This window comes from Clostridium gelidum (assembly GCF_019977655.1).
In the GTDB taxonomy this organism is placed as follows: domain Bacteria; phylum Bacillota; class Clostridia; order Clostridiales; family Clostridiaceae; genus Clostridium; species Clostridium gelidum.
The window spans coordinates 1,315,895-1,330,000 of record NZ_AP024849.1 but is presented as its reverse complement, the minus strand read 5'-3'; the positions used below and the strand labels follow the sequence as shown (position 1 = coordinate 1,330,000).

Genomic DNA, 14,106 nt, shown 5'->3' with positions numbered 1-14,106 from the left:
TTATCTTTGGCACCATCCTCATTTGGTACATCAATTGCAAGTCCAGTTTGATGCGTACTCGCACTTAGGATACGTTACATATTTATCAGTTTTTTTCAATATATTATCTATAATCTCTTTCATAAATAATAAAAGTGAGGCAAGTTATATTTTGTGTAACTTACCTCACTCTATTATCAATAACTTATTATGTTTATTAACTTAAACCTATTTATTTATAACAGTCTTAGCCATTTGAATCATTGCATCTCTATCTACATCATCATAAGAGTTATTTATAATGTTATATTCAATACCATTCTCATACCATTCAACACTTTGACTATTATATTCTTCAATTTCATCACTGCCAAATGCCATCTCTAAACGTCCCTCATTAATTAATTTTAAATCTTCTTCTGTTTGTTTGTAATCTTCTGGAACATCCTTACATTTAATACTATGATAATATATTTTAGTGTCATTATATTCAGTTCTATCCTTTATTTTTTCTATCATATTGTCAAACTCTGATTTATCAATTAGATCTACATACATATTTAAATTTCGATTTTTCTTAGCTCCATCTCTTTTATAAGCAAAATATGCACTTTTAGGTTTAGCGACTGTATTCCCATCATCATTTTTTAACGAATTCTCAATATAATTAAATTCATAAAATTTAAATCCGCCATTAAGGTTTTCTACATATTTAGGTAAAAAATTAACAGCACTTTTTACTATATCAGTGCTTGGAAAACTTTTAATTGCATTATTTTTGTTAGATCTTGAAACCAAAAATGCACCATTTGTTGCTGCCACAACAGTTACTGTTGTTACTACACATAGAATCCCTGCTATTATAGCTGTTCTTGCTCTTAAAAATTTAATTTTCATATTATAAAACACTCCTTTATTCTCCTTTAAGATTTCAGCTCTGATTTTAAAGAACATATCTTGTGAAGCTGAAATTTCTTCTGCTCTATTATTTAAGCAATTTTTAATTTTTTTATCTATATCTTCACTTAGTTGTTTTTTCATTAAACTTCACACTCCTTTGCCTTTACTTTGTTATATCCTTCATTATCCAATAAGCTTTCTTTTAATTTTTTTCTTGCACTATGAAGCCTTGACTTTACCGTACCCTCAAAGCATCCCATAACCTTTGCTATTTCTTTAATTGACAATCCATTGAAATAATAAAGTACTATAACTGTTTTCTGTTTTAAATCTAGATGTTCAATTTCAACATGGAGTGCTTCTTCCTCTTGATTTCTCATGTACATATTTATTGATTCATTAATACTTACATCATCTGCTTTTTCAAAAATATTTTCTATTGGCAATGCTTTCTTTTCTTTACCAACATGTTTCCAAGCAATTCTTGTAAGAATTTTAAAAAACCATGGTTTAAACTGTTCTAATTTTTTTAAGCTATTTACATTTATATAACATTTTATAAATGTTTCTTGTACAATATCTTCACTCGTAAATTTATTACCTGTAATAAGATATGAATATTTAAGTGCCCCATTTTTATATATTTCAAATATTTCACCTAAGGCATTCATATCACCAGACTGGATTTTTTTAACAAGCTCTATTTCACTCAACTTAATTTCTCCTTCTCTAAAGCTTTTTTAGATGCATCTATATATAAGAGCCTTTAACTTATCAATTGGTTCATTTATAATAAAAATTTATTTTAAAATTATTTAAGCACATGAATTCATCTTATTTATTTTTTAAATATTCTTCTAACACCATATGCTTATTATATATTTTCTTAGCTACATCTGCTCCAACATAGCGGATATGCCAAGATTCATAACTATACCCCGTTATATTTTCTTTTTCCATAGGATATCTCATAATAAATCCAAGATTTTGAGCATTGGATTTCAACCACTTTCCTTCTTTAGTTTGTCCAAAGTCTACTTTTAATTTATCTTTGGCACCATCTCCATTAGTTACATCAATTGCAAGTCCAGTTTGATGCTCACTAGCTCCAGGTTGTGCTACATATTTATCAGCTTGTTTTTTACCTACTGTTTTTACTCTTTTATCATAAACTTGTTTCTGTGTTTCATAAGATCTATAAGCTGATAACCCATATAAGTTTATCTTTTCCTTACTAGCACTCTTAAATAATTCTTCCAATGCTTTAGCCGCTTCACCCTGCATCATTTTTTCCTCATTTGATGCACATGATGCAAATTTAACATTAGGCATTATCAAATTTTTAGGTATGTAATCATTAGGTAATGTATTACTCTTATTTACTAAAATTAGGCAATCACCGGACTTTTCATTACTATTATAAGTCATACTCTTGTCCATTGGATTAGGTTTAAATATAACATAAAGTACTATTGCTACTATTAACAGTGGTAATAGTGTTACAAATAACTTCTTCAAAATTATATACCTCCATAATTTATAATTGTTATAAATCTCAAAAAATTCCCATGAGAAATTATTAGCCAAAACTTATAATAAAAGTATTCCATTATTTACAAACACCTGAAATTAAGTGTTAAAGAACAATTAAAAATAAGTCTGTAAATCCTATATCTTACTAGGATCTACAGACCTCTTAAATGTACATTTTCATGTATTTTATAATGTGTATACCTTTTATTTGGCTAACTAAATTTCTCCTTATTTAATTGATTCAGCAACTTTTATAGCTTCATCTTTACCAATGTTTTTACCAACTAAATTATATACAGTGTTATTAGCTTCCCAATCAATATTCTTACCGTCTGATAATATAGCATCTACACCATTAATATTAATTTTCTCAATATCATCTGAACCTCCTTCTGCCCTAGTTTCTTCACATGCAAATCTTTCTTGCATATATATTTCCTTTCCTGTTTTTTGATTTTTAAAATATAATTCTGCATATTTGCTATCTTTTACATTACCTGATTCGTCCTTAGTAAATTCTGCTCTATCAAATGTATATCCATTAGGTAAATATGAAGGCAATTTAACATCAAAGCAAGTGTATTGATTTAATGTACTGCTATCTGAAACACATAACGTATTCTCTTTTGCTTTCTCTTCAATTTGTTTAGCTTGTTCTTCTGTTACAATTGTTCCATTTTCGAAATCAATTTTGTAAATTTTTTCTCCATCCTTTGTGTATATACCTTGTGCATAAATATTCTTTGTTATTTTTTCAAGAGGATTTTTATTTTTATCAAGAACATTTCCTTTAAGTGAATCTGGCAACTCAACTTCCTTAAGTTCATCATCCTCTTCTTGTACCATTGTTATATGTCCTAAAGATATTGTTTTAATAATTTTGTTTACTGCAACTTGTGCAAAAGTTGTTTGCGCAAATAATGTTGATGCAATTAATAATGATGCTGCTGCGATACCTGTTTTCTTTATTTTGTTTATTTTTTTCATATTACTATCTCCTTCATTATTGAGATTTTTTAAATTGGTACTTAACACAGAATTTTTATTACTTTCTTTACTAAAATCCATATTACTTAATTGTCTAGCTAAATCTTGAAATTCATCATCTATACCTTCTATAAAATCTTCTCTTTTCCCTTGAAATTTAATTTCTTTCATTTATTTAGCCTCCTTTTCCATTTCAATTTTTAATCTTTTCATAATCCGGTGGAGCTTTACTCCTACATTACTTTCACTAATATTTAATATTTTTGCAATTTCTGTATTTTTAAGATCCCCACCAAATTTATATGCAATAATATTCCGTTCCTTTGCATCTAAAACATTTAGTGCATCTAATAATTTATTATTTCTTTCTTTATTAATCATTAAGTCTTCTGGACCTTTGTCCCTTGACATTAAATCAAGAATACTATCAATTGATATAATTTTATATCTTTTTTGTTTTCTAAAATAATCATTTATAGTGTTTCTAGCAATAGTAAACATCCAAACTTCAAATTTTGATTTTTCATTTTCATAAGTATTGAATCTTACTATAATTTTTTCAAATATATTACTAGTCAAATCTTCAGCTGCTTCCTGTGAATTAACTCTATAATAGGTATAGTTATACACTCTCTTATAATAAAGCTGAAAAATTTCTGTAAACTCTTCCCTTTTATCTATATTCTCATGTATTTTTTCATTTTGGTGTGAAAAATCCACAACGGTAACTGGTTCCACCTTATTAATCTCCTCCTCTTGCAATCTTATTTACTTAGCTAAGTTGCTTACATATGTTAATACGTTGTTTCTTACATTCCATTACAACTTTTTTAATTTGTTTGTATATTTTTAAAATTAATTCCCTTATTTCTAATATTATACATTATGATTTCTATAATATTTTATTTTTAATAATTAGCTAACTCCTATTATGCAATATATAATTACAATAAAATAAGCTATCATAAAATAGAATTTGATTCCACTTTATGATAGCTTATTATTTCTTTACTTACATTTATGGCAACTTATTACCTGCTGCTAAGTATATCTCATACCATTCTTGTCTTGTTAACTCTACATCTGATGCTTTGCATATTTCCTTAAGACGATTTGAGTTCATTGTACCTACTATTGTTTGGATTTTTGCTGGATGTCTTAATATCCATGCAGTTGCTATTGTATTATTAGTTACTCCCTTATTCTCAGCAATTTCATTTATTTTCTTATTTAATTCTGGGAATTTATCATTATCTAAAAATACCCCTTCAAAGAATCCATATTGATAAGGAGACCAGGCTTGAATTGTTATATCCTTAAGACGGCAATATTCTAATATACTTCCAGCTCTATCTATTGAAGGATCTATTTTCATATTCACATTTAATCCAGAATCTATCATTCCAGTATGCATTATACCAAATTGCAATTGATTGATAATTATTTTATTGTCTAAATATTTATTTAGCAATTCAATTTGCATTGGACTATGATTACTTACACCAAACTTTTTGACTTTGCCCTCTTTATATAATTTAGAAAAAGCTTCTGCAACTTCTTCTGGTTCCATAAGTGTATCTGGACGATGTAAAAGTAATGTATCCACATAATCTGTATTTAATCTTTTTAAACTTTTATCTACTGAATTTAAAATATGTTCTTTTGAAAAATCATACATTACTCCAGGCACTATGGCACATTTTGTTTGAATAATCATTTTTTCTCTTATAGTTGGATTCATATTAATTGCATCTGCAAAAACCTCTTCTGACTTTCCTCTTCCATATATATCAGCATGGTCAAAAAAATTAATTCCTTCATCTAGTGAAGTTTTAATTACCTTTTCTGCATCACTCTTTTCAAGTTCTGCCATTCTCATGCATCCAAGTCCAATTTCTGAAGCTTCAATTCCACTATTCCCCATATTTATATTTTTCATTTTTATCATCCTCTCAATTCTATTTCATATAAAATCCACTTAACTAATTGGTTTTACTTATTTTTCATAATTTTAAAGCTTATCATCTGCAATAGATTGTTCATGCTCACTAATCCAACTATAAGCATCTTTTTTATCTCTTGTTAAAAGTAAATATAAAGCTTCTATAACAACCATAGCAGAAACTCTTGAAAAGCTAAATTCATCTAAAAATAATTTTTCCCTTGTGGCTGTATTTATGTGATACTTACTTTCATTCGCCACTGGAGAATTTTCATGATTTGTTATAGAAATAGTAGTAGCATGTCTTTCATTTGCAATCTCTAGTAGGGTCACAAGTTTCTTTGAAGATCCAGAATTAGATATTACTATAACTACATCTTCATTAGTTAAGGTATATGCAAATGCAAGTTGAGTTTCCCATATGGTGTTTGTAACAGATGCTATTCCTAATTGATTAAATTTATAGGTTCCATCCATTGCTACAGGTATCGTATTTCCAACTGCTGCAAATTGCACAATCCTTGCATTTTTAATTGCATCTAATATGTTTTTAATATCATCTTCATTGATCATTGATATAGTTTGTTTCAATTCTTCAATTTTATTTGCTAATATATTTTGAAGCGATTGTGCTATATTATTAGAATCTAATTCATTAGATACCTTATCATTCTTTGAATTTACCATTTCCTTAGCAATATTTATCTTTAAATCGTGGAACCCTTTGAAATCACATTTTTTGCAAAACCTAACTATGGTAGCTTCACTTACATTACTTTGAGTTGCTAGTTCAGAAACTGTCATTTCAATGACCTTTTCCTTATTATTGATAACATAATCAGCAATTTTTTTTTCTGCTTCATACAAATTTTTATAAATACATAAAATCTTATCTAATACATTTTTCTCTATATCTTTCACCTGTTAATTACTCCTTTAACAACAAAGTGGCTACTCAAAAGAGTATTTTAATCCCCATTGTTTTCTAACTTCATCCATTATAGTCATTACATCAACAGATAAACCTAATGTATCATTGCTACTTTTCTTCATAATGCAATTATTCATATCTTCAACTTCATAAATTAAGGCTTTTGAAGTATCACCTTCTTCTATAACTTCTATTTTTCCGTCTGGGTAAGTAATAGTAGCAGTATCTGCCCTTGGAAAATTCCCCACAGTTATATACGCTAATTCTCCGCATACAATACCCTTCTTTGGTTGTTTTGCTCTCATAGTTAGTGAAATTACTGCCATTTCATCATCTTGATTTTTAAGTATTATACCAGATTGTTCATCTACTCCAGTCTCAAATTTTTTTACTGTAGTTAAAATTTCTTTTGGTTGACTTGAAAGGAAATATCTCGTAAATGATAAAGCATATGTACCTATATCAAGTAACGCACCTCCTGCTAAATCTGGACTAAAGAATCTATTTGTAACATCATATTCTTTAAGACTTCCAAAATTAACTTGAATCATTTTTATCTTACCAAGTTTTCCGTCATCAACAAGTTGACGTAACTTTTTATATAATGGCATATGATAAATAGTCATAGCTTCTGCAACAATTAAGTTTTTTTCTTTTGCCAAACTAACTATTTCACTTAATTGATTACCATTTACAGTAATAGCTTTTTCACAAAGCACATGCTTATTGTTTTTAAGGCTTTCCATTATATACTCATAATGATTAGAATGAGGAGTTGATATATAAACTACATCAATTTTCTCATCCTTTAGCATTTCATTGTAATCTCCATAAACTTTTTCAACATTATAATTACTAGAAAAATATTCTGCCTTTTCAAGACTTCTTGCGCCTACTGCATATATACTTCCATTAACTTCTGATATAGCCTTTGCAAAGTCTACTGCAACTGTTCCTGGACCTAGTATTGCCCAATTTATTTTATCCATATCTTTCACCTCATACTTATATTTTATTTTCTACAGCTTCAAGTTATTTATTTAATATATATAGTTTATCTTTTAGAAATTACTCTAATACCTTTTTCACCAGCAATAATTGCTTTAGTGATAACACTCGTAAACAGAGATGTTTCTATAACTCCACAAATATTTATTAAACTGTTATTAAGTTCATAAATATCCTTAACATCACTGAAATTTACATTCATCAGTAAGTTTCCATTATCGCTTATAGTAAACCCATCTTTTATATCACTGCTTCTAACTACTGGCTTTCCACCTAATTCTAATACTTTTTTTTCAACATACTTTAATGAATCCTCTAAAATTTCAAGGACAACTGGAGCTTTAAACGTTAATGATTTTTCAACTTTAGCTTCGTCTACAAGAAGAATATATTCTTCAGCCATACTAGCAATTAGTTTTTCTTTAGTATGAATTCCACCACCACTTTTTAATGCATTTAAATTTTCATCAACTTGATCACAGCCATCAAAAGCTACATCCACTTTATCCACAGAACAAGTGTGCATAACTTCTAATCCATTTTCTATGCAAAGAAACTTTGTTTTTGTTGAAGGTGTAACTATCTTAACTTTAATATTTTTATCTTCATTTATATGTTCTATTAAATATGCTATACTTCTACCTCCGCCAAGACCTATTATCATGCCATCTTTTATGTATTTCATAGCTTCTTTAGCACAACTTTTTTTTAAATCGTTATCATTCATAATGCAGCACCTCCTTATATGTATTTACATAACAAACTAATTTATTCTTTGATTAATAACAATACTATTGTATACTCTATTTTTATAATAATACGACATGTTTATTTCGTCAATATTTTTTTCACGAAATATTATTTCTCTATAGTAGGATCTATTGACACTTTCCCTTAAAATCATTAGATATAAAAAGGATGTTCTAAAGTAGTTTTAATCCACTTTAGAACATCCTTTTTCTCTTATATATTCTAAATATATTTCACATATTTTTAAGTACTTTTGCTATTGGTAATCTAATATTAATAAGTCAGTTGCTGCAATTTGCCTTTTTTATTCTTACTATTTTATTTCATGTCTATTATTATGAACAAACACATATTTTTTTGAATTAAAAAACTGAACAAAGAGAGAATTGATTCTGTTATGATTTTAGCTAACACTAAGTTAATTCCTATAGTGCATAAATAATTTAATATTATTTTTTTCTTTTAAAAATATACGCTTTTAATTCTTCTACATATTTATCTTTATCTTTTACTTTTAACGTTGGAAAGGCTTTTAAAAGACGATTATGTATTATATTACTTTTAGATTTTAAAGAATCATACTTATCGTTTAATATAATGAATTTTTCCGAAATTTTTTCCTTATAATTTTCTTTATTTACTTGAATAGATTCTGCTAATTTTTCTTTTATTTCATTAATAAGCTCAATTGGTTTACTTTTTTCTAAATATTCCATAACATCTTCTTTTGTTTCATACAGCTTACTCAAGTGAGCATAGGATACAAATTCATCCATTATATCTGACATATTGTTTAACTTCACCTTTAAATCCATTGCATAATAACTAGTTGTTCCATAATCTATAAAATAAGTTACTACTGCTATAATTGCAAGGGGCTTACCTACTGATACAGGATAAAGAGAAACAATGAAGTTAACAAAAGGTTGAATGACTAAGAATAAAGCTACTGTTAATAAACCCCAAATAATAGAATTAAATAAACAAATTCTGCCCTTAATATTGAACTTATAATTACTATAATCCCACCAAGTCGTTTTAAATATAACTTCCATTAACCATCCTGTAAAATATTCTAAAATAGACGGAACTATAATTCCCATAATAAATAATATTAAAATATTATTTTCGAATGGTTTTAATATAAAGTAAACAGCTAAAGCCCCAAATCCATAAATAGTACAAACCGGACCATTTACAAAGCCTCTATTTATAAACTTTTTATCCAAAATAGATACATAACAAGTTTCCATAACCCAACCTAAAAAGCTATACATAAAAAAACAATGAATAATATGATATAAATCAGTTCCTAATAATTCTAATTCCCACAAAAACTCACACCTCTTTTATACGTTATTTTTAATAATAGCATATAAAAGATATACTATTTATATTCATCAATTAATTTTAATATAAAATATATATTCTTCTTTATTTTAATTTGCATCTTTTATTAATTCAATCTTAATTATCAATCTATCATCAATCTTCTTTATTTTAAATGCTCCATTATATACTTTTAAATACTCATTCATAAATGTACTTACAAAATCGATTTTATCTCCATCTATAAAATGTATATCATTATCTGATGGCACTTTTTGATTTTTTAAATCCACTATATCAAATATAAATTCAATTATTTCTTTGTCCAGATTATACTTTATATCACCATAAATATTCATGGTGTAACTATTGTTAGAATTTATAATAGACATAATTATATACTTCATAAAGCAATCAACTATTATTTTGTTAGTTTTAATTTTATAGTTTTCTGGAAATTTAAGGTCCTCTTTAACTTTAAGTTGTTTATTATAATCTATTAAGGATGATGTGAAATTATCAAGTAAATTAACTACATTTAATTCTTCAATTTCAGAGGTTATATTTTGACTATAAAATTTACAAAAATCTCTTTCAAATTCATAATTAAGTTTAGTCTTATCCTCATTCATTTCATTATCAATTATTTTAAATAAATGTTCAAAAATAACCTTGCTTGTCTGCTTTATTATATTACTTTCATTTTTTGCCGATGCTATCCTATCTTCAATATTTTTTAGCATATTCTTATATGCAGCATTTTTATTTTCAAGCGCCTTTTTCAAATTTTCGCTTTCCATAACAAGAGTATAATATTGAAGGGCTTGCTCAATTACAACTTTAAATTCTTCTTCCAGCTTCCATGGTTTTGTTATAAATTTAAATATATCAACTTGATTTATAGTTGCAAGTATTTGTTGCAATTGAGTATATCCTGATAAAACTATTCTTACAGTAGTAGGAGATATTTTTTTTACCTCTTTTAACAGTGTAAGACCATCCATTTTGGGCATACGCATATCTGTAACAATAACGCTTATTGAATTATTTTTTATTATTTCAAGGGCATCTATACCATTTAAAGCAAATAAACAGTCATAGTCTTCATCAATTAGTCCACGTCTTATGGAGCTTAGAATATTTTCTTCATCATCTACAAATAAAACTTTTCTTGTACCCATTTAAAAACCTCCTCATAATTTACCTACTGGAAATTTAAATGTAAATATCGTCTTTTTACCAGGTATACTTTTAACATTAAATTCCCCATTATACTTTTCAACTATTATGTCATGTGAAATACTGAGTCCAACTCCTGTTGCACTTCCCACTTCTTTAGTTGTGAAAAATGGGTCAAATATTTTATTAAGTATATCCTCTTCTATTCCTGGACCATCATCACAAATTTCACAACACACCATATCTTTTTCCTTAAAAGTTTGTATAATTATCTCACCATCTAATCTATTTTGACTCCTTATTGCCTGTAGTGAATTTGTAATTAAGCTTAAAATCACCTGACCTATTTGACTTCTATTACATAATACCTGTGGTATAATACCATATTTTTTTTCTATTGTGGCTACGCTTTTCAAATCACAATTTAAGATTAATATAGCTTCATCAATAATCATATTTAAATCATTTATAGCCATTTCATCATCAAAACCTGTTTTAGCAAAGTTTTGAAGACTTTTTACTATTTTTGAGACACGATTTACTCCATCTGTTGAATCTTTAATAATTTCACCAATTTCAGCTATTACAAAGTTAAGCTTTAATTTCTTCTCCATATCTTTTATATTTAATATATTTTCACTGATATCAGCTTTTTCAATAGTTTTCTCCTTCGAATCTATATTATCAATTAAATCCCTATATTCTTTGATCATTTTTTGAATCCTTAATACAAAATTCGAGAGAGTTTCTAAATTACTTCCAAGATAGCCTAACGGGTTATTAATTTCGTGAGCAACTCCAGCCGCCAATTCTCCAATAGCTGCAAGTTTTTCCTTTTGTATCATATGAAATTGTGTATCCTTCAAAGTTTTATTGAGTTGTTTCAAATCTTTATTTTGTTTTTTTATTCTTTCAAACATCTCTTTTAACATAAGAGAATTATTTCTAGTTTTTACAGCTGCCTTAAATCTCGCATAAAATTCCACTTCCTTGATGGGTTTGTTTATATAATCATCGGCACCATTTTCAAAGCATTTCTTAAAACTATCACTATCTGTAAGTGATGTGAGCATAAGAATTTGAACATTATCATATTCAGAATTTGCCCTTATTTGCTTTAAAACATCAATACCATCCATCTTAGGCATTACTATGTCAAGAAGTACAATATCAAATTTATTTTCTTCCATTAATCTTTGAACTTCTGTTGGCTTATTGCAAAGAATAACTTCACATTCTATAGGGGCTTTTTTTATAAAATCATTTGCGATAGTAAGATTAAATTTATCATCATCAACAACAAGTATTTTCATAATTTCACACTCCTAAACTAATATTTCACTCATTGAAATTATCCTTACACTTTGGAATCTTTATAGGTAATGAAATAATAAATGTTGTGCCTTCTCCCAGCTTACTGTTTACCTCTATAGATCCTGAATGCTTATTTACTATTATATCGTGTGAAATACTTAATCCAAGACCGGTCCCCACGCCAACTGGTTTAGTTGTAAAAAATGGATTGAAAATATTATTTACATTTTCCTCAGAAATACCTGCTCCATTATCACTAATCTCACATTTTACATAGTCATTTTCATAATATGTATGAATTCTAATTGTACCTTGAATTCCCTTTGATTTTATTGCATGTGCCGCATTTACTAACATATTTAGAAGTACTTGATTTATTTCTCCCTCAAGTGCTCTTATTGTTGGCACTTCTTCAAGATTTTCTTCAACCTTTGCATAATACTTAATTTCATTATATGCTATAGTAATTGTTGATTTAATATTACTATTTATATCATATTCATTAAATTCTGAAGAAGATGCTTTTCTTGCAAAGCCAAGAAGGCTTTTTACAATATTTTCTATTCTATTTATACCATCTTTAGATTCGGATATAATATCATCTATATCATCAAAAATGAACTTAATTTTGTTTTTATTTTTATACTCAATAATTTCCGAAAAATTTGTTTCATACAAATTCTTATCAGAATTTTCTAAATCCTCTTCAATTCTAAAATACAATTCTAAAAGCTTTTTAATCTTATCTTTATAACCTTTCAAAGTATATATGTTACTTTTAACAAAACCTAATGGATTGTTAATTTCATGAGCTATACCTGCTGAAAGTTGTCCTATCCCAGCCATTTTTTCTTGATAAATAATTTGAGTTTGTAATTTTTCTATTTTTTGAATATTTTCTTTATATTCTCTAGAGCTTATATCCAGGCTTCTTTCCATTAAAATTTTATCTTTTTCAAATTCAATATACGCAGAATTTACTGCATCAATGAAAGGTATAAACTTTTCTGGTATTTCATCTTCACCAATATACTTTGATAATTGCCTTTTTAATAGTTTATGAAACTCCTCCATAATATCATTCCTCCCCAATAAGTGTGATAGTCATTGTTTGATTATGAAATTCAGTTACTTTATCTTTGCCTGAAGGTGCTATTTCTCCATTAGAATAAAACCCAGTAACTATGACATCACTACCGAATATACTTCTTACCACCTCAAGTTCTTCATCTATCATTTGATTTAAAATAACTCTTCTTCCACGACAACTTATTAAAATTGCAAGGTTTGGTTTTTCGTAATTGACAATATTAAGACAATTTTCTGCTGCTTGCATGGAGCCAGTTATAAGATTATTAAAATTTGCTCTCATAAGTCTTCCATGATAACCTTCTGGTATTTCTCCGGCAAATTTAAGACTTTTATTTTGTTCATCAACAGCAGAAACAGTTCTAACATAATTATATTTATTATCAGCAGACCTTATATTTAGAGGAAAGAACAGTCCACTAACTGGAAGTTTACTTGCATATTCACCTAAATACTCCTTATACAAATCTAATACAGGCTTTCCATCTAATTCATACAATATATTATCTTTTGACTTTGTAACAATTCTCTCTATTCCGAATGTATCAAATCCTCCTACCGAACCATATCCAATCCTAATTTTATCTCCATAAAAAGCTACCACTCCAATTAAATTGTTTTTAGCATAGTCATTGGCAATTACAAAAGTCTCTTTATATCCTTCATAGTCTCCCGCCAATCCACCTGTTATTTTCACATGTTCTGGAAGTCCATCTACTAACCCTTCTACTATTTTACTACCGTTTACATTTATTCCTTCAGCTATTAAAAACACATGTGCTAAATTCTCAGTTGGAATTGATTTTGCAATTTCTAAACCTTTTTCATAACATTTGTTGAATTCTACCATCTCTGAAGAAAAAAATTTTATTGTGGTATTTTCAAAAGAGATAGCCGTAACTGTTAATATGTTATCATTCACTTGATCTTTAAATATCTCTCCAGCAGTTGTACACCCAATTATACTTGCACAAGGATATTTAATTCTTATTGTATTAAATACGTCTTTATTACAAATAAATTCTTTTGAACCAAACATAAGAACTAAATTCGAATTTACCAACTTCCCCAATAATTCAATATTTTTTATTTCATCTAATTTATAAAAGGCAAACTGTTCAGTGACCATTATTTATACCTCCCCAAAAAAGCTCAGCAAATTACC

The 14,106-nt window shown here is 27.5% G+C and carries 14 protein-coding genes; all 14 read right to left on the bottom strand.

The genetic code is table 11. The features are described 5' to 3' along the window. Nucleotides 1-207 precede the first annotated feature (207 nt). Nucleotides 208-1,020, bottom strand: coding sequence for a hypothetical protein (locus psyc5s11_RS06020; protein ID WP_224036719.1), 813 nt, complete (start codon nt 1,018-1,020; stop codon nt 208-210). Next, nucleotides 1,020-1,592: an RNA polymerase sigma factor gene (locus psyc5s11_RS06015; protein ID WP_224036718.1), complete on the bottom strand. Its 573-nt coding sequence runs from the start codon at nt 1,590-1,592 to the stop codon at nt 1,020-1,022. The genes psyc5s11_RS06020 and psyc5s11_RS06015 overlap by 1 nt, the downstream gene beginning before the upstream one ends. Before the next feature lie 121 nt (nt 1,593-1,713). After that, on the bottom strand, nt 1,714-2,397 hold the full coding sequence (locus psyc5s11_RS06010) for a M15 family metallopeptidase (RefSeq protein ID WP_224036717.1): 684 nt from the start codon (nt 2,395-2,397) through the stop codon (nt 1,714-1,716). A gap of 243 nt (nt 2,398-2,640) precedes the next feature. Beyond that, complete coding sequence (locus psyc5s11_RS06005) at nt 2,641-3,570, bottom strand: DUF4367 domain-containing protein (RefSeq protein WP_224036716.1); 930 nt, start codon at nt 3,568-3,570, stop codon at nt 2,641-2,643. After that, nucleotides 3,571-4,137, bottom strand: coding sequence for a sigma-70 family RNA polymerase sigma factor (locus psyc5s11_RS06000; RefSeq protein ID WP_224036715.1), 567 nt, complete (start codon nt 4,135-4,137; stop codon nt 3,571-3,573). Nucleotides 4,138-4,417: 280 nt separating this feature from the next. Next, entirely contained in the window at nt 4,418-5,338 is a 921-nt protein-coding gene (locus tag psyc5s11_RS05995) for an aldo/keto reductase (protein ID WP_224036714.1), read from the bottom strand. Nucleotides 5,339-5,410: 72 nt separating this feature from the next. Then, nucleotides 5,411-6,262, bottom strand: a complete 852-nt coding sequence (locus tag psyc5s11_RS05990; RefSeq protein WP_224036713.1) for a MurR/RpiR family transcriptional regulator — start codon at nt 6,260-6,262, stop codon at nt 5,411-5,413. 30 nt (nt 6,263-6,292) lie between these two features. Continuing rightward, nucleotides 6,293-7,261, bottom strand: coding sequence for a Gfo/Idh/MocA family protein (locus psyc5s11_RS05985; RefSeq protein ID WP_224036712.1), 969 nt, complete (start codon nt 7,259-7,261; stop codon nt 6,293-6,295). Nucleotides 7,262-7,326: 65 nt separating this feature from the next. Then, the gene (gene rpiA / locus psyc5s11_RS05980; protein ID WP_224036711.1) at nt 7,327-8,007 is read right to left on the bottom strand and encodes a ribose 5-phosphate isomerase A; all 681 of its coding nucleotides are present in this window, start codon (nt 8,005-8,007) and stop codon (nt 7,327-7,329) included. 472 nt (nt 8,008-8,479) lie between these two features. Further along, on the bottom strand, nt 8,480-9,364 hold the full coding sequence (locus psyc5s11_RS05975; RefSeq protein ID WP_224036710.1) for a putative ABC transporter permease: 885 nt from the start codon (nt 9,362-9,364) through the stop codon (nt 8,480-8,482). Nucleotides 9,365-9,469: 105 nt separating this feature from the next. After that, nucleotides 9,470-10,540, bottom strand: coding sequence for a response regulator (locus psyc5s11_RS05970; protein WP_224036709.1), 1,071 nt, complete (start codon nt 10,538-10,540; stop codon nt 9,470-9,472). A gap of 12 nt (nt 10,541-10,552) precedes the next feature. Beyond that, entirely contained in the window at nt 10,553-11,851 is a 1,299-nt protein-coding gene (locus psyc5s11_RS05965) for a response regulator (RefSeq protein WP_224036708.1), read from the bottom strand. 25 nt (nt 11,852-11,876) lie between these two features. Further along, the gene (locus psyc5s11_RS05960) at nt 11,877-12,926 is read right to left on the bottom strand and encodes a sensor histidine kinase (RefSeq protein WP_224036707.1); all 1,050 of its coding nucleotides are present in this window, start codon (nt 12,924-12,926) and stop codon (nt 11,877-11,879) included. A gap of 4 nt (nt 12,927-12,930) precedes the next feature. Then, nucleotides 12,931-14,070 carry an FIST signal transduction protein gene (locus psyc5s11_RS05955; RefSeq protein WP_224036706.1) on the bottom strand — a complete coding sequence of 380 codons (1,140 nt, stop codon included), beginning with the start codon at nt 14,068-14,070 and terminating at the stop codon, nt 12,931-12,933. Between the last annotated feature and the right edge of the window lie 36 nt (nt 14,071-14,106).